16 protein-coding genes are annotated in these 22,091 nt (G+C 61.3%); 10 read left to right on the top strand and 6 right to left on the bottom strand.

Features of this window, described 5'->3' with window-relative positions; genetic code table 11:
* The 5 genes from V6M89_RS03715 to V6M89_RS03695 form a co-directional block, all read right to left on the bottom strand.
* A partial coding sequence (locus tag V6M89_RS03715) for an Ig-like domain-containing protein (protein WP_332851904.1) occupies positions 1-2,970 on the bottom strand: 2,970 nt, incomplete at its 3' end.
* Positions 2,971-3,357: 387 nt separating this feature from the next.
* The gene (locus V6M89_RS03710; RefSeq protein WP_332851888.1) at positions 3,358-4,221 is read right to left on the bottom strand and encodes an outer envelope protein; all 864 of its coding nucleotides are present in this window, start codon (positions 4,219-4,221) and stop codon (positions 3,358-3,360) included.
* An 87-nt stretch (positions 4,222-4,308) separates the two neighbouring features.
* Complete coding sequence (locus tag V6M89_RS03705; protein ID WP_332851887.1) at positions 4,309-5,610, bottom strand: NCS2 family permease; 1,302 nt, start codon at positions 5,608-5,610, stop codon at positions 4,309-4,311.
* Between the two features lie 190 nt (positions 5,611-5,800).
* Positions 5,801-7,426 carry an HAL/PAL/TAL family ammonia-lyase gene (locus V6M89_RS03700; protein WP_332851886.1) on the bottom strand — a complete coding sequence of 542 codons (1,626 nt, stop codon included), beginning with the start codon at positions 7,424-7,426 and terminating at the stop codon, positions 5,801-5,803.
* 108 nt (positions 7,427-7,534) lie between these two features.
* Positions 7,535-8,773, bottom strand: coding sequence for a urate hydroxylase PuuD (locus V6M89_RS03695; RefSeq protein WP_332851885.1), 1,239 nt, complete (start codon positions 8,771-8,773; stop codon positions 7,535-7,537).
* 223 nt (positions 8,774-8,996) lie between these two features.
* Here V6M89_RS03695 and V6M89_RS03690 point away from each other — a divergent pair, with 223 nt between their 5' ends.
* From V6M89_RS03690 to V6M89_RS03650, 9 genes are all read left to right on the top strand, one after another.
* The gene (locus V6M89_RS03690) at positions 8,997-9,935 is read left to right on the top strand and encodes a LysR family transcriptional regulator (protein WP_332851884.1); all 939 of its coding nucleotides are present in this window, start codon (positions 8,997-8,999) and stop codon (positions 9,933-9,935) included.
* Between the two features lie 197 nt (positions 9,936-10,132).
* Positions 10,133-11,887, top strand: a complete 1,755-nt coding sequence (locus V6M89_RS03685) for an allantoate amidohydrolase (protein ID WP_332851883.1) — start codon at positions 10,133-10,135, stop codon at positions 11,885-11,887.
* Positions 11,888-11,900: 13 nt separating this feature from the next.
* The gene (gene xdhA, locus V6M89_RS03680; protein WP_332851882.1) at positions 11,901-13,391 is read left to right on the top strand and encodes a xanthine dehydrogenase small subunit; all 1,491 of its coding nucleotides are present in this window, start codon (positions 11,901-11,903) and stop codon (positions 13,389-13,391) included.
* Entirely contained in the window at positions 13,388-15,748 is a 2,361-nt protein-coding gene (gene xdhB / locus V6M89_RS03675; RefSeq protein WP_332851881.1) for a xanthine dehydrogenase molybdopterin binding subunit, read from the top strand. The genes xdhA and xdhB overlap by 4 nt, the downstream gene beginning before the upstream one ends.
* 2 nt (positions 15,749-15,750) lie before the next feature.
* Positions 15,751-16,851 (top strand): xanthine dehydrogenase accessory protein XdhC, encoded by a 1,101-nt coding sequence (xdhC, locus tag V6M89_RS03670; protein ID WP_332851880.1) that lies wholly within the window; start codon positions 15,751-15,753, stop codon positions 16,849-16,851.
* Positions 16,852-17,090: 239 nt separating this feature from the next.
* A complete protein-coding gene (guaD, locus tag V6M89_RS03665) occupies positions 17,091-18,413 on the top strand; it encodes a guanine deaminase (RefSeq protein WP_332851903.1) in 1,323 nt (440 codons plus the stop codon).
* 4 nt (positions 18,414-18,417) lie between these two features.
* Positions 18,418-19,146: a class II aldolase/adducin family protein gene (locus tag V6M89_RS03660; RefSeq protein ID WP_332851879.1), complete on the top strand. Its 729-nt coding sequence runs from the start codon at positions 18,418-18,420 to the stop codon at positions 19,144-19,146.
* Positions 19,147-19,157: 11 nt separating this feature from the next.
* The gene (locus tag V6M89_RS03655; RefSeq protein WP_332851878.1) at positions 19,158-19,346 is read left to right on the top strand and encodes a 4-oxalocrotonate tautomerase; all 189 of its coding nucleotides are present in this window, start codon (positions 19,158-19,160) and stop codon (positions 19,344-19,346) included.
* A 73-nt stretch (positions 19,347-19,419) separates the two neighbouring features.
* The gene (locus V6M89_RS03650; RefSeq protein WP_332851877.1) at positions 19,420-20,103 is read left to right on the top strand and encodes a substrate-binding periplasmic protein; all 684 of its coding nucleotides are present in this window, start codon (positions 19,420-19,422) and stop codon (positions 20,101-20,103) included.
* Here V6M89_RS03650 and V6M89_RS03645 read toward each other — a convergent pair.
* The gene (locus V6M89_RS03645) at positions 20,100-21,050 is read right to left on the bottom strand and encodes an NAD-dependent epimerase/dehydratase family protein (protein WP_332851876.1); all 951 of its coding nucleotides are present in this window, start codon (positions 21,048-21,050) and stop codon (positions 20,100-20,102) included. The genes V6M89_RS03650 and V6M89_RS03645 overlap by 4 nt on opposite strands.
* Positions 21,051-21,145: 95 nt before the next feature.
* Here V6M89_RS03645 and V6M89_RS03640 point away from each other — a divergent pair, with 95 nt between their 5' ends.
* On the top strand, positions 21,146-22,066 hold the full coding sequence (locus V6M89_RS03640) for a LysR family transcriptional regulator (RefSeq protein WP_332851875.1): 921 nt from the start codon (positions 21,146-21,148) through the stop codon (positions 22,064-22,066).
* Positions 22,067-22,091 lie beyond the last annotated feature (25 nt).

Raw genomic sequence — 22,091 nt, 5'->3', positions numbered from 1 at the left:
GCTGACCACTACCGGCGCTGACTCGGTCTGAACACCCAGGTCATTGGTGCTGCGCAGCTTGAATCGATAGATGCCGGTGCTGAAAGGCAACGCCGTGTTCAGATCAAGCGAGGAATTGGTGCCTGCGCTGCTGGCTACCTGAGTATCGCTGTAGCTGCCATTACTTAACTTGATCAGTTCAAGCTTGCTGACGGTCCGCCCTGGATCGGTGCTATGACCAGCAAAGGTTATAAATGGGGCATCGCTTCCGGTGACACGCAAATTGGCTGGCGTTGCCGACAACGTCACTTTCGCAGGCAGCACGTTGCCCATATAAATCTGGGCCCGCGTACTGTTCAGCGTGATGTTCCCTTTGCGGACGCGTGCGTAAACTGTATGCGTTGTGGCCGGATCAAAGCTGGCAGTCAGAACATATGTGCCGTCAGCGTCCTTGACAAGCGGCCCCCAACCTCCATCGAGGTTCACATCAACGCCGTCGTAAATCTCGCCGCCGTTGAGGATTTTGGCGCGAATGGTCACCTTCGACGGCGTCGAAGGATAGGCAACGCCGTCAACTGGCGACAGCAAGACGATTTGCATCATACCAGGGCTACGGCAGGAATCAGCCAGGCAAGGCAGCAGCTGACCTGCGCTCCCGTCGGCAGGCTGGGCTTTGACATACAACGCGACTCCGCCATCTCCACTGGTCGGGCTAGGCATATCAACAACGAAATTATGGGCAGCGCCGGGCGTGTGGCACTTGGCCTTTACGCTAGCACTATCGGGTTCGGTAGCGACGTTCGCAACACCGCTTCCAAACACAATGGCGCTTCCTGGCGAGTAGCCAAGAACCTGTACATTCAGGCCCTGGTTTTTCGTATCTTCGCACGCCCATCCAACTACCTGAATATGGCCGTTGTTATCGGTGCGGACTTCAGTAACCCCACCAATCACATTGCCCTGTCGGACCTCGAATGTGACGTAGGGTCCGTAACTGGCCTCGCCACTGTTGTCGGTCGCTCGCAAGCGCACAGTGTGGCTGCCGACCGCAAACGACCCATTGTCGTTAATACTGGCGCCATTTGATTGCGCTACAACAGTTTCTCCCTCCAGCAACTCCAGCAGAACAACGCTACCATCGGAGTCTGATGCAGCGGCAATAATGGGAACATTTGCATATGGAAGATCCGGTTGGGCGAAATACGTACCAGCGGAAGGAGATGTCAGCGTGACCGTCGGCGGATGGTTCTTCTCTACCACCGTTACGGTGAAAACCGGGGTATCGGCAACGGTAGTTTGGGTGTAGGTCCGCAAAAAGATCTGATGGACGCCGATAGCGAATTTCGATGTCAACGTCAGATATCTAACGTCATTTTGTATGTCGCCGTCGCTGTCATACCGGGTAGGGTAAGTCTTACTGGCCAAAATGGACGTCCCTTCCCGCAATTCGATCAGCCTGACCGATTCATAGGTTGGCAACGCAAAGACGTTCGCGTACATCTGCGCAAGTATGCCTGCTTCAAACTTCTCGCCTGCATTGACCGCGCCGCCGTTGGAGGTCAGGCTCAATTGCATAAAGGTTACTGGGTGGCTCTCAGACAAGACTGCAAGATTCCTGATCTCGCTGTAACCAACCGCCCCCGCCTTATCGGTCGCGCGCAATCGCAACGCATGCGCGCCTAGCGGCAGAGCGACCGGAGAATCAATCTGGTTACCTACAACGGTAGCGACAACATTCTCGAAGTCCAGCAGCTCCAACTTCGCTACCGTTCCACCATCCGGATCCTCTGCAACACCCAAGAGCGTAACAGATGCCTTCGCTCCTGGAGCCGCCGTTCGCACACTATTAGTGGCCGATGGTTGGATAATTTGCACGACCGGCGCACTATTTTTTTCCGTTACAGTGACGGTAACAGGATCAGAAAACGGCCCTGGATTGCCCAAACCGTCATACGCCCTCAAACGAAGCGTGTGTTTACCAACACCCAGTTTTATATTGCGGTTTACTTGGTCGCCTAAAAATATTTGAATTTGTGCGTCGGCGTCGTATAGCGCTAAGGTATTCACATAACCAGCATCGGTGGCTCCGACGCCGACCACCGGCACAAGCGCTTTTTCACCTGGATTCACTGAATAGACGGTTGAATCTATTGGAGAGTTCATCCGCGCATACACTGGATAAACGGAAGCATTGGCGCAAAAAATACTTGTCTCTGAGCTCAGCACCACAGCTCCCAGACTGTCAGTTACACGCAAGCGAACCTTGTGTGAGCCACTCGTATAAATTACGTAGAGGTCCACATTGCTTGCCAGAGATGGGGTCACCGGAGGCATCACCTTCGTGCCATCCAGCACCTCAACTTTAGCAATTGAAACCCCTGGCGCTGTCAAAATTCGGCCCGCGACCCGGACTGCAAAGTACTCACTTGGTGCGCGATAGGCGTTGCCAAAGCCAAGATCTACGGGCGCAGTCATTTCTACAGTGGTTTTGGTAGGGGCGACCACTTGAACAACAATATTATCCATCGGCTTACCGAACAGAATATTGCCTCGCGCAAGTCGCCACTGAAAATTGTAGTTACCTGGAACCGAAGGGGCGACGATGTCAAAAATGAATGTCCCCGACGTATTTGGCTCAGCACTACCAGAGATAGGAATTGCTGCAACACCCCAGACAGCGGCATCAGCAGGATTCAGCGGCACCAGAAAGACTCTATTGTTCTCCCACGTGCCGCTGAGATTCTTCATGTTGACCTGAAAGTGATATCTCTGGCCAGCAACCATGGTAGTTGGCACATTCTGGAAAATGGCAGGGCCGCCAGCGTCACTGCCATCAAATACCGCCTGCGCTTGATTTACTGTCAACAGACCGCAGACCAAGAGAACGCCGCTTAAACACCAGCATCGAATGGCCTTCGAAAAAATCCGATAAATACTCGCCAGTAAAATTGATACAAGGTCGATTGCCGTTACTTGATGGGTGTTTATCATTCTTTTCAATTTGTTATCCGATGCAATTTCTTTAGTGACCGACGAGTTTTTTACAGGCAAAAGCACGGCCTGGAGTCAATTTTTTATTTGACTTAGGTACAGGACAATCGATGGAGGCGAGCGACTGCGGGAGCTTTGCGGCAGCGGAATTAATCTTCCACCTAGGAATCGTGCGCGAAATGGTAACACAAAATAACAACTAATTTCAAAAAGAAAACTTTAGTGTTTTTATTGCAATTACATCCATCGGCATCGCAGATGCTTGTTCTCGCAAATACGCAGCAGTATATCCAGCGCTCTATGCCCCCCCCGATCGCCAGTCTTCCTGTCCACAAAAGGAAAAAGGCAGCCTCACGGCTGCCTCTCGGTAGTTCAACTACGGATAACTTAGAAGTGGTACTCAGCCCGGATCATCGGCGTCTTCGCCACATAGCCCTGGCCGCCGGTGGTGGCCGAGGTGTTGCCGAACTTGTTGCGCCAGTACTGGTACTCGACGCCCACGCGGAAGGTGTTCTTCGCGTGGCCCATCGCAGCGCCGGCGTCGAACATCAGCTGCATGTCGATATTGGTCTCGGCGCCGGTATCGTTGCCCGTTTCGTCCTTGCCCTTCGATGCGATAAAGTTCGCATAGCCCTCGAAGGCCCACAGCGAACCCAGCGGGATGCCCCAGTCCGACGACAGCATCGCATGCGTCTTGTAGGTATAGCGACCAGTGACGGTGGAGATCGGCGGGAAGGCGCCGCTCGGTGCGTTGCTCTCGTTGAGCAGCAGCAGGCTGGTGTTGAAGTGACCGGCCGGCACGTTCCACATAAAAGTCGGTCCCAGCACGAACATGCGCTTGCGCGAGTTGTAGCCGACGTCGTTCTTGGTGTTGACGTCGAAACCGGCGGTGATGCCCAGGCCGCGCACCGGGCCGAACTTGTACTCGGTGCCGGTCACCTTGCTCAGGTCGACCGTGTTGCGGTACAGGATGTAGGCTTCGTTGGCGCCGGACTTCTGCGTCAGCGAGGCTGGATCGTTTTTGTCCGACATCAGGAAGTCGGCGTTGAAGTAGTTGCTGCCGTACTTGTAGCCGCTGACATGGGTCAGCGCCAGGATGTTCTTGGAAATATCGTTCGGGTTGAACGGCTCGCGATAGTCGTTGCCGTAGCGCCAGCTGACGGAGGTGTCGCTCCAGTCGGCGGCTTGGACCGATCCGGCCAGGCTCAAAAAGGCGATGCACAGCAGTTGTGGAATTTGTCTCGTTTTCATTTTAGTTTTCCATATTTTAGGACGTGACTGTCCCCGCCGGCGCCGTCAGGGCGCGCCGGTGAGGAGGCAGTCGTTGGGGTTAGTTCCTCAGCCTGCGCCGAGGTAGACGAACTTGAAGGTGAACACGCAAGCGATCGCCCAGATCACTGGACGCACTTCGCGCACACGGCCGGTCAACAGCTTCAGCACCGCATAGGAGATAAAGCCGAACGCCACGCCAAGTGCGATCGAGTACGTGAACGGCATGGTCAGCGCCGCGATGGCGGCTGGCACGCTTTCGGTGGTGTCGGACCAGTCGATGTCGACCAGTTCGCGCAGCATGAGGCAGGAAACGTAGAGCAGCGCTGGCGCCGTGGCGTAGCTAGGCACCACGCCGGCCAGCGGCGAGATGAACAGGCAGGCCAGGAACAGCACGCCGACGGCGACGGCGGTCAGGCCGGTGCGGCCGCCCGCTTGCACGCCGGCGGCGCTTTCGATGTAGGCGGTGGTGCTGGAAGTGCCCAGCAGCGAACCGGTGACGATGGCGGTGCTGTCGGCCAGCAGCGCCTTGTTCAGGCGCTCCATCTTGCCGTTGACCAGCAGGCCGGCGCGGTTGGCCACACCCATCAGCGTGCCGGTGGCGTCGAACAGTTCAACCAGGAAGAACACCAGCACCACGTTCAGCAGGCCGACCGAGAGCGCGCCCATCAGGTCCAGCTTGAACAGCGTAGGCGCCAGCGATGGCGGCATGTCGACGATGCCGTTGAACGTATTCCCGGCCAGGAAGAAACTCAATACCGTCACCACCAGGATGCCGATCAGGATAGCGCCCTTCACCTTCAGGCGGTCCAGCGCAACGATGATGAAGAAGCCGACGATGGCCAGCAAGGTAGGCGCCTTGTGCAGGTCGCCCACGCGCACCAGCGTCTCCGGGCTGCTGACGACGATGCCGGCGCTTTTCAGCGAAATCAGGCCGAGGAACAAGCCGATGCCGACGGTGATGGCGGTGCGGATCGAATGCGGAATGCCGTTGACGATCATCTCCCGCAGTTTGAAGATGCTGACAAACAGGAATAGGCAACCGGAAATGAAGACCGCGCCCAGCGCCATCTCCCAAGGCATGCCCATGCCCTTGACGACCACATATGCGAAGTAAGCGTTCAACCCCATGCCCGGCGCCATAGCAATCGGATAGTTTGCGTACAGGCCCATAATCAAACAGCCGAGGGCGGCTGCGATACAGGTGGCGACGAAGACAGCGCCCTTGGGCATGCCGGCGTCACCGAGGATGGAGGGGTTGACGAAGATGATGTAAGCCATCGTCAGGAATGTGGTCAGACCTGCCACCAGTTCGGTGCGCACATCGGTCCCATTCTCTTTCAGCTTGAAGAATTTTTCCAAAATTAACATAACGTCTCCGTGTTCTATTTTTAACTACTTATTGGTCATTCGCCGATTAAACATGGGAACAATCGACCTAGACCTTATCTCAGGGGCCACCGCGATAAATTACTTTGGTGGCATACCTGCTATCTGTTATGACCTATAACAGCCGGGGCGCGCCGCATTTTGATTGCGGCGTAGCCCCGCTCTAACCCTCCTAAACGAATTCGCCGATTTTCGCGACCACGGCCTTGCGCACCGAGCCCGTCACAATGAAGGAGCGCGCCACTTCAAGGTCGTTGTGCAGCCAACGGTCGCCGTCGAGGCAGGCCGGGATCTGCGCGCGTACCGATTCGTAGGCCACTTGCGTGCCTTTTCCGAGCACAAAACCTGGCAGCAGATTTTCTGTCATCGTCAGCGCCTGGGACGCCAACAACATTTCTACGCCGACAATGTACTGTGTGTTCGACACCACAGTTGCCGCCTTGCGCGCGCACCAGGTGGAGTTGGACACGTGGTCTTCGCTGTTGCCTTTGGCCGGAATCGAGTCGACGCTGCCTGGCATGCACAGCGTGCGGTTCTCCATCACCAGGGAGCTGAGCGAGCATTGCATCACCGGATAACCGGTGTTCACGCCGCGCACGCCGGACATCAGGTTGCGCGGCAGGCCCCACGACAGCGTAGGATCGATCAGGCGCGCGACACGGCGCTCGACGATGCTGCCCAGGTCCGCCACGGCCATCGCCAGCAGGTCCATCGCCTGCGCCAGGTATTGGCCGTGGAAGTTACCGCCGGAGATGATCTCGAAGCCGCCGCCGTCCTTGCCGAAGATCAGCGGGTTGTCGGTGGCGGAGTTCACTTCCTTGTCGAGGATGGTGTCGATGTAGTCCAGCGCATCGAACACCGGGCCGTAGACCTGCGGCGCGCAGCGCAGCGAGTACACGTCCTGGATGCGGGCGGTGTACGGGATGTCGGTGCGGCGCAGCTCTTCCGGGAACTGCACGGCACGCGCTTCGTGCGTGGTGCGGGTGGAACCGTCCAGCAGGTCGCGGATGATGGCGGCGGTCTTGATCTGGCCAGCGTGCGGACGCGCTTCATGGATGCGCGGATCGAAGGCCGACATTTCGGCGCGCATCGCTTCCAGCGTCAGGCCCAGCGACAGGCAGGCGTCGGACAGCATGTTGCGCGCATCGGAGGCGGCCAGCAGCGCCACCGCCAGCGAGACGGTGCAGCCGTTGATCAGTGCCGATGCATCCTTGGCCTTCAGTTCGAAGACCACCGGGCCGACGTTGGAAGCGCGGATCGCGTCAGGAGCCGACATGCGCTGGCCCTTGTACATCACTTCCGCTTCTTCAAAGCCGGCGATGGCGGCTGCCAGGTAGGCCAGCGGCGCCAGGTCGCCCGAGGCGCCGACGGAACCCTTCTGCGGCATGATCGGGTGGATGCCGGCGTTGACGAAGGCCAGCAGACGGTCAACCACTTCCACGCGCGGCGCGGAGTAGTTACTGGCGAAGGCATTGGCGCGCAACAGCATGGTGGCGCGGCTGACTTCTTCGGAGAACGGCTCGCCCATGCCGCAGGCGTGGGCCTTGATCAGCTGCGTCTGGAACAGGACGATGTCCTGCACCTTGACGCGGGTGTCCTTCAGCATGCCGACGCCGGTGTTAAAGCTATACATCATCGGCGCTTCGTCGTGCATCCAGGTCGACTCGATGTAGTCGCGGCTTTCCTTCAGCGCGGCGCGCGACGATGCGGCCAGGTTCACTTCGATGGAGTGGTCGCGGGCGACGGCGACGACTTGCGCCGCGGTCAGGTTGAAACCATTGATGGTGGTAGTAGTCATGATCATATTCTTTCAGTATCCAATGTCGTCCCCGCGAAAGCGGGGACCCATGCCGAGTGGCCGAAGCCGGCTCAGTATGGATTCCCGCCTGCGCGGGAATGACAGGTGTCAGTTGGCGCCGGCGGCGAACCACGCACCGAGTTCGGAGCGTTCTTCTGGCGTGATGTTGGTCATATTCCCGATCGGCATAGCCTTCAGCACCACGGCCTGCTGGTTGATCTTGGCCGCGTTCTGGTGGATCAGCTCAGGCGTGTGCAGCATGACGCCGGCGGGCGCCGTGGCAAAGCCGGGCTGTGTAGGCTGGGCCGCATGGCAGCTGACGCAACGCTGGTTGACGATCGCCTGCACACGGTTGAAGTCTGGCGCAGCCACGCTGGCGTGAGCCGCACCGGCGGTATCACCGGCGATAACCGGCGCAGGAGCTGCAGCAGGACGAGGTGCGATCACCACGGCAACCGCCGCCAGGATCGCGACACCGGCCGCAGGGAACTGCCACGCGGTCTTGCCGTGATGGCGCAGGTTGAAGAAGTGGCGTATCAACACGCCGGCGGCGATGATCGCGCCCAGCAGCGCCCAGCTGTAGGCATGGCTGTAGGTCATCGCGTAGTGGTTGCTGATCATGATAAGCAGCACCGGCAGCGTGAAGTAGTTATTGTGGACGGAACGCTGCTTGGCCTTCTTGCCGTGGATAGGATCGGGCGATTTACCCTGCTCCATCGCTTCCACCAGCTTGCGCTGGCCAGGAATAATCAGCATCAGCACATTACCGACCATCATGGTGCCGATCATGGCGCCAACGTGGATGTAGGCAGCGCGGCCGCTCAGGAACTTGGTCAGCACATAGGCCATCGCGACGATGAACACAAACATGATGATGCCCAGCAGGCCATCCTTCTGGCCAAGCGGCGAGCGGCACAGCGTGTCGTAGAACAGCCAGCCCACCAGCAGCGAGCCAAGGCCCACGCCGATCGCCTGGAACTGCGACAGGTCCGCGACCGACTTATCGATCATCATCGCCTGGGCGTTGAAGTAGTAGACGATGAACAGCAGCGAGAAGCCCGAGATCCAGGTCGCGTAGGCTTCCCATTTAAACCAGTGCAGGTCCGACGGCAGTTCGGCCGGCGACACCAGGTATTTCTGCGGGTTGTAAAAACCGCCACCATGCACGGCCCACAATTCTCCGGACACGCCCTTCTTGGCCAGGTCGGAACCCGGCTTGGGTGGGCGTATGCTGTTGTCGAGCCATACGAAGTAGAAGGATGCGCCGATCCACGCGATCCCCGTGATGAGATGCAGCCAGCGCACCAATAGATTGAGCCAGTCCACGCCGTAAGCGAGCAATTCCATGTTGTCCCCAATGATTGGATTAAGCTCGTCTGCCACCGCGGGCGCTCCAGACGATTGGGATGATTTCCCTTTTGGCCGCGAACTGTTGAAAGCTCCGCTGCGACCGATTGAAAACCGTACGCAGAACACGCACGGTCTGGGACGAACGATAAAACTAATTCTGGCTTTTCGTATGGCAGTAGCCGTATATTAAAAATAGGCTCACCGTTATAGATCGATCATCATGGCACAACTTCCCGACCACTTAGACCTGCACCTCATACGCATTTTGTACATGCTCCTCTGCGAAAAAAACGTTTCACGCGTAGCGATGAAACTGGATCAAACGCAGCCCTCCATTTCGGCCTCGCTGCAAAAACTGCGCGAGCTCACAGGCGATCCGCTGCTGGTGCGCGGCGGCCGCGGCATGGTCCCGACCCAGCACGGCGAGAGCCTGAAGGAGCCCGCCAAACGCATCCTCGACGAAGTGGGACAGCTGTTCCTGCACAAGACACCGTTCGCCTCCAAGGAGGAAGGCCGCACCTTCCGCATCGGCGCGCCGGACTACCTCGATATTCAATTTTTGCCCAACGTTGTGGCGCGCTTGCGACGCGAATCGCCCAAGAGCCGCGTCATCATCCATAGCCTGGGCGCCGAAGTGGATGCGATCCGCATGCTGTCCGACGGCGAACTCGATCTGTTGATCGGTAACTGGGAACAGCCGCCGGAGCACCTGCACCTGTCGCGCCTCTTCGAAGACCCGATCATCTGCGCCATGCGGGCCGACGCGCCTTATGCCAAGCGCACCGATTCCAACGACATGACGCTGGACGACTACCTTAGCCTGCCCCACGTGGCACCCTCGCCCACGCTGCCCGGCTTCCATGGCGTGATCGACTCCTTCCTGGCGCAGCAAGGCTACCAGCGCAACGTGGTGGTGGAATCGGCGTATTTCAGCCTGATTCCCTACATGCTGACGCAGACCGACATGGTGCTCACCACCGGACGCCAGTACCTGCGCTTCTACGAGCGCAACCTGCCGATCAAGACCTTCACCGTGCCGGTACGCTTCCCGACGATGCGCTTCTACCAGCTGTGGCACGAGCGCGTGCACCAGGCGCCGGAACACAAGTGGCTGCGCGACCAGGTCACGCAGGCCGCGCAAGCGCTTACCGCGAAATAGCCCCCAACCCGATGGGGTCTGACCCCGAGGGGTCAGACCCCTGCCTCCGGTGTGCGGGGTCAACCCGTGGCACGCCCACAACACTCTCCATAAGCCCGGGCTGAATGCGGTTATGGCTCCGGGCGTATATAACAGCCTCCCTCGCCATATATCATTCCTCATATACCAAGAGGAGACGGGCCACGGCCTGCACAACAATGACAATCACACTAGATCACCTGAACCGCTGCGGCGCCGATGAATTCACCCAGCTGCTGCATGGCCTGTACGAACACTCGCCGTGGATCCCGGAGCGCGCCGCCGCGCAGCGCCCATTCTCCACTCTCTCCGCCCTGAAACAGGCGTTGCAAGGCGTCGTACAGAAAGCCACCGAAGCCGAACAACTGGGCCTGGTGCGCGCCCACCCGGAGCTGGCTGGCAAAGCAGCCCTCGCCGGGGAACTGACCGCCGAATCGACCGGCGAACAGGCGCAGGCCGGCCTGACCCACTGCTCCGTCGACGAACTGGCGACGCTGCACAAGCTGAACGCCGACTACAACGCCAAATTCGGTTTCCCCTTCATCCTCGCCGTCAAAGGCCCGACCGGCAACGGCCTGACGCGCCAGGAAATCACCGCCGCCTTCAGCCGCCGCCTGCGTTCGCAGCGCGACGACGAGCTGGCCGAATGCCTGCGCCAGATCGGCCGCATCGCCGAGATGCGCCTGAACGCACTGCTGCAAGTAGAACTGCAATTCGGCCCGACCATCATGCAATGGGCTGAAACCATCGGCGCCTGGAGCGACGACGCCGACAACCTCACCTGCGCCTACATGACCGACGCCCACCGCAAAACCGCCACCCAACTGGCGACGTGGATGAAGGAAGCGGGCATGGAAGTGTCGATCGACCCGGTCGGCAACGTCGTCGGCCGCTACAAGTCGGACCAGCCGGGCGCCAAAGCTCTCTTGACCGGTTCCCACTACGACACCGTGCGCAACGGCGGCAAATACGACGGCCGCGAAGGCATCCTGCTGCCGATCGCCGTGGTCAAGCACCTCAATGAACGCGGCGAACGCCTGCCGTTCGACCTGGAGATCATCGGTTTCTCGGAAGAAGAAGGCGTGCGCTATCAAAGCACCTTCCTCGGCTCCAACGCCGTCATCGGCCAGTTCGACATGGCGCTGCTGGACAAGGCCGACGCACAAGGCATCACCATGCGCGACGCGCTGACCGCAGCCGGCCACGATGTCAGCAAGATCGCTTCGGTCGCACGCAAACCGGAAGACGTGCTGGCCTTCGTCGAAGTCCACATCGAACAAGGCCCGGTATTGCTGGGCAAAGGCCTGCCGACTGGCGTCGTCACCTCGATCGCCGGCAGCTGCCGCTTCCAGGTCGAACTGACCGGCCTGGCCAGCCACGCCGGCACCACGCCAATGATCATGCGTAAAGACGCCGCCGCAGCCGCCGCCGAAATCGTGCTGTACGTCGAAGACCGCTGCGGACGTGAACGTTCGCTGGTCGGCACCGTCGGCCAGCTGCACGTGCCGGACGGTTCGGTCAACGTCATCCCCGGCGCCTGCAAGCTGTCGCTGGACATCCGCGCCGCCGACGACGCCACGCGCGACGCCGCTGTCACCGACATCCTCAATCAAGCGGAAGCCGTCTGCGCCCGCCGCCAGATCGGCCTAAAGATCACCAAGATCATGCAGGCGCCTGCCGCACCGTGCGCACCTTGGCTGGTCAAGCAGTTCGCCGCCGCCACCGAGCGCGCCGGCGTCGAAGTATTCGAACTGCCATCCGGCGCCGGTCACGACGCCATGGCGCTGGCCCGCATGACCGACGTCGCCATGCTGTTCACGCGTTGCGGCAACGGCGGCATCAGCCACAACCCGCTCGAAACCATGACCGCCGACGACGCCGAAGTATCGGCACAGATCTTCCTGGACTTCCTGCGCCAGTTCAAAACCAAGTAATTGCGGAGCCACCATGTCTGAACCTATTCGATTCTTCTATCGCGGCGAAGTGCACAACGTCGCAGACGGTGCACCAACCCGCACCCTGCTCCAGCACCTGCGCGAAGACCTGCACTGCACCGGCACCAAGGAAGGCTGCGCCGAAGGCGATTGCGGCGCTTGCACCGTGGTCGTGGCGGAATTGCAGCCCGACGGCGAAGTGGCCATGAAGTCGGTCAACTCCTGCATCCAGTTCGTGCCTACGCTGGACGGCAAGGCCGTCTTCACCATCGAAGACCTGAAACAGGCCGACGGCAATATGCACCCGGTGCAGGAAGCGCTGGTCGAATGCCACGGATCACAGTGCGGCTTCTGCACGCCGGGCTTCGCCATGTCGCTTTGGAGCCTTTACCTGAAACAGGAGGGTCAGACCACGCCGCCATGCCGCAAGACCGTGGACGAAACCCTGTCCGGTAACCTGTGCCGCTGCACCGGCTACCGCCCTATCATCGATGCCGCGCGCCGCATGGGCGAGCTGCCTCCCGTCAGCTTCGACCGCGAGGCGCTGAAAGCCTCGCTGCAAACCATCCAGCGAACCGAAATGTACAGCTACACCCACGACGGCCAGACCTTCTACGCCCCGCGCACGCTGGCCGAACTGGCAACCCTGCGCGCAGAAAAGCCCACCGCCACCATCGTCGCCGGCTCGACCGACGTCGGCCTGTGGGTGACCAAGCAAATGCGCAACCTCGGCGACATGATCTACGTGCGCCAAGTGCAGGAGCTGTACCGCATGGTGGAGGAAGACGGCATGCTCTATATCGGCGCCGCCGTCTCCCTCAACGACGCCTACGAGGCGGTCTGCAAGCACTACAAGGAAGAGCTGCACGAAATGTGGCAGCGCTTCGCGTCGCAACCGATCCGCAACACCGGCACCCTGGGCGGCAGCGTGGCCAACGGTTCGCCGATCGGCGACTCGGCGCCATGGATGATCGCACTGGGTGCGGAAATCGTCATCCGCAGCGATAAGGGCCAACGTTCCATGCTGCTGGAGAAGTTCTACCTCGATTACATGAAGAAGGACTGGCAGCCGGGCGAGTTCGTGGAAGCCGTACGCATTCCGCTGCCGCGCAAGGACATCCACTTCCGCACCTACAAGCTGGCCAAACGCTATGACCAGGACATCTCCGCCGTCTGCGCCGCCTTCGCCTTCACGCTGAAGGACGGTGTGGTCAGCAACGCCCACATCGCCTACGGTGGCATGGCCGCCACCTCGCGCCGCGCACCGTTGGCCGAAGCAGCCGTCAACGGCAAGCGCTGGGACGAAGCCACGCTGAAACTGGCGATGGCCGAACTGGCCAAGGACTACACGCCGCTCAGCGACATGCGCGCCACCGCCGGCTACCGCATGAAGACCGCGCAAAACCTGCTGCGGCGCTATTGGCTGGAGACCAATCCGGACTCCGCCCAGCCGCTGCAATCGATCAACGCCTATCACTACGCAGAGGGAGTCGTCGCAGCATGAACAGCAAATCCGAAGCATTCCTGACGCAACCTGCCGTTCCGATGGCGTGGGCCGAAGTCGGCCAGTCGCACCCGCATGAATCAGCGGTGCTGCACGTCCTCGGCGAAGCCACCTACACCGACGATATCCCTGAAGCCACCGGCACGCTGCACGCCGCGCTGGGCATCTCGGCCAAGGCGCACGCCAATATCCTGTCGATGAACTTCGACGCCGTCAAAGCCATGCCAGGCGTGGTGGCCGTGTACACCCACAAGGACATCCCAGGCACCAACGACTGCGGCCCTATCATCCACGACGATCCGATCCTGTCGGAAGGTCTGGTCGAATATGTCGGCCAGCCTATCTTCATCGTGGTGGCGACCTCGCACGACAACGCCCGCCGCGCCGTCAAGAAGGCCGTCATCGAGTACGAAGAACTGCCAGCCATCCTGACGCCGCAAGCCGCGCGCGATGCCAAATCGTTCGTCGTGCCGCCTATGCACCTGGCGCGCGGCGACGCGCAAGCCGCATTCGAGCGTTCCAAGCACCGTCTGAAGGGCGAACTGCATGTCGGCGGCCAGGAGCAGTTCTACCTGGAAGGCCAGATCTCCTACGCCATTCCGAAGGAAGGCAAGGGAATGCTGATCTACTGCTCGACCCAGCATCCTACCGAGATGCAGCACGTGGTCGCGCACGCCCTGCACCGCCATTCGCACGACATCGTGGTCGAGTGCCGCCGCATGGGCGGTGGCTTCGGCGGCAAGGAATCGCAGTCCGCGCTGTGGGCCGCTTGCGCCGCCATCTCGGCCGCGCACCTGCGCCGCCCGGTCAAGCTGCGCGCCGACCGTGATGACGACATGATGGTCACCGGTAAGCGTCACTGCTTCTACTACGAGTACGAAATGGGCTACGGCGACGACGGCCGCATCGTCGCCGCCAAGGTGGAAATGGTTTCCCGCGCCGGCTTCTCGGCCGACCTGTCGGCGCCGGTCGCCACGCGCGCGGTGTGCCACTTCGACAACGCCTACTACCTCGGCGACGTCGACATCCGCGCCATGGCCGGCAAGACCAACACGCAGTCGAATACCGCCTTCCGCGGCTTCGGCGGCCCGCAAGGCGCCATCGCCATCGAATACATCGTCGATGAAATCGCCCGCAACCTCGGCATGGACTCGCTCGACGTCCGCAAGATCAACTTCTACGGCCGCAATGACGAAGAAGGCCGCAACGTCACCCAGTACAACCAGAAAGTGGTCGACAACGTCATCCACGACCTGGTCGCTCAGCTGGAGAACGAAAGCGATTACCGCAAGCGCCGCGAGGACATCAACGCCTTCAACGCAAAGAGCCAAACGCTCAAGCGCGGCCTGGCGCTCACGCCGGTCAAGTTCGGCATCGCCTTCAACGTCACGCACTTCAACCAGGCCGGCGCGCTGGTTCACATTTACACGGATGGCTCGGTGCTGGTCAACCACGGCGGCACCGAAATGGGCCAGGGCATCAACACCAAGGTTTGCCAGGTTGTAGCGCATGAACTGGGCATCGACCTCGCCATGGTGCGCGCCACCGCCACCGATACCAGCAAGGTCGCCAACACATCGGCCACCGCCGCATCGACCGGCGCGGACTTGAACGGTAAGGCGGCACAAGATGCGGCCAACACCATCCGCAAACGCCTGGCCGAATTCGCCGCAAAGCGTCACGATGGCGATCCCGCCACGGTGCGCTTCGAGGCCAACTTCGTCCATGTCGGCGACGAGGCGATTCCATTCGCGGAGCTGGTGCAGAAAGCCTACATGGCGCGCATCCAGCTGTGGTCTGACGGTTTCTACGCCACGCCTGGCCTGCACTGGGATCCGAAGACCATGAGCGGTAACCCGTTCTCGTACTACGCTTACGGCGCCTCGGTGTCGGAAGTAGTGGTCGACACGCTGACCGGCGAATGGAAGCTGCTGAAAGCCGACGCGCTATACGACGCCGGCAATTCGCTGAACCCGGCCATCGACGTCGGCCAGGTCGAAGGCGCCTTCATACAGGGCATGGGCTGGCTGACCACCGAAGAGTTGTGGTGGAACCCGGCCGGCAAGCTGATGACGCACGCGCCTTCTACCTACAAGATCCCCGGCGTGTCGGACTGCCCGGAGAACTTCAGCGTACGTCTGTTCAAGAACCGCAACGTCATGGACAGCATTCACCGCTCGAAAGCGGTCGGCGAACCACCGTTGCTGCTGCCGTTCTCGGTATTCCTGGCGATCCGCGACGCCTGCTCCAGCGTCGCCGATCATCGTTTCAACCCACCGCTGCGCGCGCCCGCAACCAGCGAGGCTATCCTCAATGCGATCAGCGCAGTGCAGGATGCGATGGAAGCGGCGAACTAATCATGTCCACGCCTTTCAACCTCAACGCACTGACGGCGGCGGCCAGCAAGGCTGTTCCGCGCGTGCTGGTCACGGTGGCGCAGGTCGCCGGCTCCGCGCCGCGCGAACCTGGCGCCAAGATGCTGATCACCCAGTATCACGCCTTCGACACCATCGGCGGCGGCCACCTCGAAATGGTCGCCACCGAGATCGCCCGTGAAATGCTGGCCATGCCGGCCGGCGAACTGCACGCCGAACGCCGGCTGGAGCGTTTCCCGCTCGGCCCTAGCCTGGGCCAATGCTGCGGCGGCGTGGTCCACCTGGCTTTCGAACGCATCATGCCGGAAGCCGGAGAACATTTCGGCGCCCTGGCACGCCGCTGGCGCGATGGCCAGGACAGCTGGCGCATGGTGCCGCTGGATTGCATCGAGCCGGCCAGCATCTATGACGCCACCGGCGCCCATTTGTGCGGCCCCGGTCCCACTGCGCTCGCGCGTCCAGGTCCCGGCATCGACTGCAAGGTGCGCATCGACGATCACGGCAAACGCTGGCTGATCGACTCCTGCCTGCCCTATCGTCCGCGCCTGTACCTGTTCGGCGCCGGACACGTAGGCGCAGCCATCGTGCGCGCCTTGTCCGAGCTGCCATGCCAGGTTGTGTGGATCGACGAGCGCGACGACATGTTCCCGTCGGTCCTGCCGGCCAACGTGCGCGTCGAAGCGACCGATACGCCGGAAGCCGTGGTGGAAGAAGCGCCGGCCGGCGCGTCCTTCCTGGTGCTGACGCACAGCCATGCGCTGGACCAGCAGTTGTCCGAGCACATCCTGCGCCGCACCGACTTCACGTGGTTCGGCCTGATCGGCTCCAAGACCAAGCGCGTGTCCTTCGAACGCCGTTTGCAGGAACGCGGCATTCCGGCTGCACGCATGGCCGACATGACCTGCCCTATCGGCCTGCCCGGCATCCACGACAAGGCGCCGGCGGTGATCGCCGTCTCGGTGGCCGCGCAGCTGATGCAGGTATGGGAAGCCGCCGCACTGGCCATACCGGTGGAAATCGGTGCTAAAATGAGCGCATCTGCTCAAACCGTATTATCGGAAACGCAAACCACATGCACCAACTGATGTTCTTCCAACTGCCTGCAACTCGGGCGCACTCACTCTCCGGCAGCGCCGGGGCGGGAGCGCGCTATCGCCCCTCATTAGTCTAGCCAACCGCTAGCAACCCCGCCGGCAGTACGCCCAAGCACACATAACCGGTGTGGCGCCACGCGCCCGCCATCATCGCCGACGACCATGTCAGTCGCGTCGCGCACTCGCGCGCGTCAACTGGCGTCCGCAACACGGAACAAGGAATGAATATCATGGCAAGCATCATCACCCAAAGCGGCACTTTCCAGGCCTATCGCGCCAGCCTCCTGCACTTCAGCGACGATCCGGCATTCGCCACCAACGCCTGCTCCTGGCACGAAGACGGCCTGTTGATCATCAACGACGGCAAGGTCCACCTGGCCGGCGATTTCAGCCAGCTGATCGCCTTCCTGCCGCAAGGTACGCCGCTGCACGATTATCGCGGTAAGATCATCATGCCGGGCTTTATCGACACCCACGTCCACTACCCGCAAACGGACATGATCGCCTCGCCGGCGCCAGGCCTGCTGCCATGGCTGGAAAAGTACACCTTCCCGACCGAACGCAAATTCTCCGATCCTGAGCATGCGGCCAACGTCGCCAGCTTCTTCCTTGATGAGCTGACCCGCTGCGGCACCACCACCGCCATGGTCTACTGCACCGTGCATCCGCAATCGGTGGACGCCTTCTTCACCGAAAGCGAAAAGCGCAACCTGCGCATGGTCGCAGGCAAAGTGCTGATGGACCGTAACTGCCCGGACTTCCTGCAAGACACCGCCGAAAGCGGCGCGCGCGAAAGCGAAGAGTTGATCAAGAAGTGGCACAAGCGCGGCCGCCAGCTGTACGCCATCACCCCGCGCTTCGCGCCGACGTCCACCGAAGAACAGCTGGAACTGGCCGGCGCACTGGCCAAAGCCTACCCGGACACCTTCCTGCAAACCCACGTCGCCGAGAACACCGACGAAGTGGCATGGGTTAAATCGCTGTTCCCGAACGCCCGCAGCTATATGGACGTCTACGACCATTTCGGCATGATGCGCCCGCGCTCGATGTACGCGCACTGCATCTGGCTGGACGACACCGACCGCGCGCGCATGGGCGAGACCCAGTCCGCCATCTCGATCTGCCCTACTTCCAACCTGTTCCTGGGCAGCGGCCTGTTCGACTTCGAACGCGCCGACGCGAAAAGAGTGCCGCTGTCGCTGGCCACCGACGTTGGTGGCGGCACCTCGTTCTCGATGCTGCAAACGATGAACGAAGCCTACAAAGTAGCCCGCATGGGCGGCACCTACCTGCAGGCGATGCGCATGTTCTACCTCGCCACGCTGGGCGGCGCCCGCGCCATGCAGCTGGAAGGCACGATCGGCAATTTCGTGCCGGGCGCGGAAGCGGACTTCATCGTGCTCGATCCAAAGGCCACGCCGCTGCTGGCGCGCCGCACCGAGCGCACCGACTCGGTCGAGGAACTGCTGTTCGCCATCGCCATGCTGGGTGATGACCGCTCCATTTCCGCCACCTACGCTGCTGGTAAAGTGGTACACCAGCGCCAGGACTGAACGGATGAGCCCAAGCGAATGGCAGGCACGCGTCGATCTCGCCGCGTGCTATCACCTGTGCGCGCTGAACGGCTGGGATGACGTGATCTACACGCACATCTCGGCCGCCGTGCCGGGCGAGGCGGAGCGCTACCTCATCAACCCGTTCGGGCTGCGCTTCGACGAGGTATGCGCATCGAACCTGGTGAAGGTGGACCGCGACGGCAATCCGGTCGACGCGGCGCAGTACGACATTAACCGTCCTGGCTTCATGCTGCACGCGGCGGTGCATGGCGCCCGGCACGATATCGCCTGCGTCATGCATCTGCATAACGTGAACAGCATCGCGGTCGGCGCGCAAAGCGAGGGGCTGCTGCCGCTGTCGGCGCACGCGCTGCGCTTCTACGGCGTGCTGGCCTATCACGACTACGAGGGGTTGGCGATGACCGATGGCGAGCAGGCGCGCCTGCTGGAGCGGCTGGCCGACCATCCGGCCATGCTGCTGCGGAATCACGGTTCGCTGGTCTGCGGCAGGACCATCGCCGAGGCCTTTGTGCTGATGGAGGCGCTGGACAAGGCCAGCGCGATCCAGCTGAAAGCCCAATCGGCTGGCGGCCGGCGCCATGTTCCGCCGCACGAGATCTGCCTCAAGGCGCATCAGGAACTGCTGGGTGACGGCACGCCGGACGGCAAGCTGGAATGGCCGGCGCTGCTGCGCAAACTGGACAAACTCAGTCCCAACTATCGCTCCTGAAAGGAAGCACTATGCCAACTATCAACGTACAACTGTTCGAAGGCCGCACGCCGGAGCAAAAGCGCGCGTTCGTCAAAGCCATCACCGAAGTCACGGTTCAAACGCTGGGCGCGTCGCCGGAATCGGTCGACATTATCATCCACGAGTGCAAACGCGAGAACTGGGCCACGGCCGGCAAACTGTGGTCTGAGCAGGAGTAATCGGGTACGATACCGTACTATGAGACGAAGAACTTTACTCAGCCTCGCCGCGGCACTCAGCTGCGGCACAAGCTTGGCGCGGGCAGCACAAGGCAAGGAACTGCGGGTCGTCACAACGCACTTGCCGCCGCTGGTCGTCGAAAACGACGACCAGAATCCGGGCGCGCTGCGTGAACTGCTGAATGAACTGTGCAAGCGCGTACAAATGTCTCTCAAGCTGGAGTTTGTGCCGTGGAAGCGCGCCTTGTTCCTGGCCACTTCGATGCCCGAGACGGCAATCTTCCCCGTCACCCGCCTGCTGGACCGCGAGACCAAATTCCGCTGGCTGGCGCCGCTGTATGAGGAGCACTACATGTTCCTGGCGGCGCGCAACGGCAAGTTCGACATCCAGCATCCAGAAGCCATGAAGGCCCGTCGCATCACACTGCTGCGCGGCGCCGCGCAAGCGACGATTTTGCAGGAGCTGGGATACAGGAATATCATCGAAGCCAGTTCGATCGAAGAGGTGCACCGCTATCTGCTCAAGGGAATGGCCGACGCGGCGTTCGGCGAACAGCACATCATCCAGAATTCGCTCACGAGCCGCTCGGCGCAAAAGGACTTTCATCTCAGCGCACCGGTGCGGACCACCACCGCTTGGCTGGCCGGTTCGCTGGACTTTGACGACGCCACCGTCCAGCTATTCCAGCACACGAAAGCCGCCATGGATGCCGACGGCACCACCCGCCGCATCCTGGGCAAGTACAAGCTGGCTTAAAGGCTCCCCAAGCCGGCCAGGGTCCGATGCACCGCGACGTCAAGCGGGGTGCGTGGTTCGGCGCCGAGCACTTGCACCAGTCGCTTGTTCGACATGTGGACCGGTTGCTGCCACAAGTAGCGCATCTCACGCAATTCGCGGAACACCGTCACGAACGGCGAGGCCAATGCCAGCAGCCACCAGGGGAAGGCGCTGGCCTTCAGCTCGGGTTTGCGGGCAGCGCGCGCGATTGCCGCGACCATCTGGGTTCCATCGGCGTCCCAATGCCCCTCCATCTGGAAGCGCGCGAAGGTGTCCAGCTGCTCTTCCTTCTCGACCAGCCGCACCATCGTCTCGGCGACATCCGGCAGATAAGCCCATTGGTGCCCGATACCCACGCTGCCCGGGTAGCTGATGGCGGTCAGCGGCTTGCCCGGCTTGATCAGGCCTTGTGCGAACCAGTTGTTACCGGCCTTGGGGCCGAAGAAATCGCCGGCCCGCACAATCAGCGTACGCACACCGTCGGCGGCTGCCGCTTGCAGGCGCGCTTCCAGCTCCACGCGGATCGCGCCTTTGCGGGTGACCGGCTGCTGCGGCGATTCCTCATCAATGATCGGAAACGCGTCCGGGCCATAGTTGTACACGGTGCCAGGCAGCAGGATGCGGGCGCCGCTGGCGCGGGCAGCGGCGATGCTGTTGTCTATCATCGGCAGGACCAGTGCGCCCCAGTTGCGATAGCCGGGAGGGTTGACCGCATGGACGATCAACTGGACGCCACGCGCGGCGTTCACCACGTCGTCGCGGTTCATCGCGTCGCCGGCCAGCCAGTGCATGCCGTCGTTTGATTTGGCGGCGCGCTGTGGTTCGCGGTGCAGCGCCTTCACATGCCAGCCGCGCGCCACCAGAAGACGTGCCACCTCGCCGCCGATGCCGCCGGTTGCGCCCAGTACCAGTGCTGTTTTTTCCATGATGTTCTCCGTTTGGTGAGTTGATGTAGCAAGTGTCGTCCAAACCGAGTTAAAAGAAAATTACCGAAAATAGCATAGCTGCTATACAATTTCGTATGACTACCGCCGAACCAAACTGGGATCACTACCGTTCCTTCCTGTCCGTTCTGAAGGAAGGCTCATTGTCGGGCGCTGCCCGTTCGCTAGCGTTGACCCAGCCGACCATCGGCCGTCATATCGACGCGCTCGAACAGGCGCTCGGGCTGGCGCTGTTCACTCGTTCCCAAACGGGCTTTATTCCGACCGAGGCGGCCTATGAGCTGGAACCGTACGCGGAGACGCTGGCCGCGACCTCATCGGCCCTGCTGCGCGCCGCTTCCAGCATGGGCCGCGACGGCGAGCAAGGCATCCATGGCACGGTACGAATCACGGCCAGTGAAGTCGTCAGCGTCGAGGTGCTGCCGCCACTTCTGGCCAAGCTGTCGCGCAGCCATCCACGCATCCATGTCGAGCTGGCCGTATCGAACAAGCTGGAAAACCTGCTGCGGCGTGACGCCGACATCGCGGTGCGCATGACCAAACCAGAGCATGAGGCCTTGATCGCCCGCCGCATCGGCAATATCGAACTGGGATTCTTCGCCCACCGCAGCTACCTGAAACGGCGCGGCACGCCCCTGAAATGGGAAGAACTGGCCAACCACACCCTGATCGGCGTCGATAGCGAAAACGCCTACACCCGTGCCATGCGCACCAGGTTCAACGCCCCGCCGCACGAAGCGCATCAGCTCCGCTGCGACAACGACGTGGTCCAGCTGGCGGCAATCCGCGCCGGCGTCGGCATCGGCATTTGCCAGGTCGCGCTGGCGCATGCCCACGGGTCGCTGGTCCGGGTGCTGCCCGACCAGCTTTCCATCCAGCTCGACACCTGGCTCGCCATGCACGAAAACCTCCGCAACAACCCCGCCTGCAGCGCCGTCTTCAGCGCGCTGGCCGTCGGATTGTCCGCCTATATCGAGTCCCAGGGCGGCCTGCTATAATTTCCGGCGTCGATAGTCAGGAATC

Source organism: Duganella sp. S19_KUP01_CR8, assembly GCF_036688705.1.
In the GTDB taxonomy this organism is placed as follows: Bacteria; Pseudomonadota; Gammaproteobacteria; order Burkholderiales; family Burkholderiaceae_D; genus Rugamonas.
This window is presented reverse-complemented; position numbering and strand designations above follow the sequence as displayed.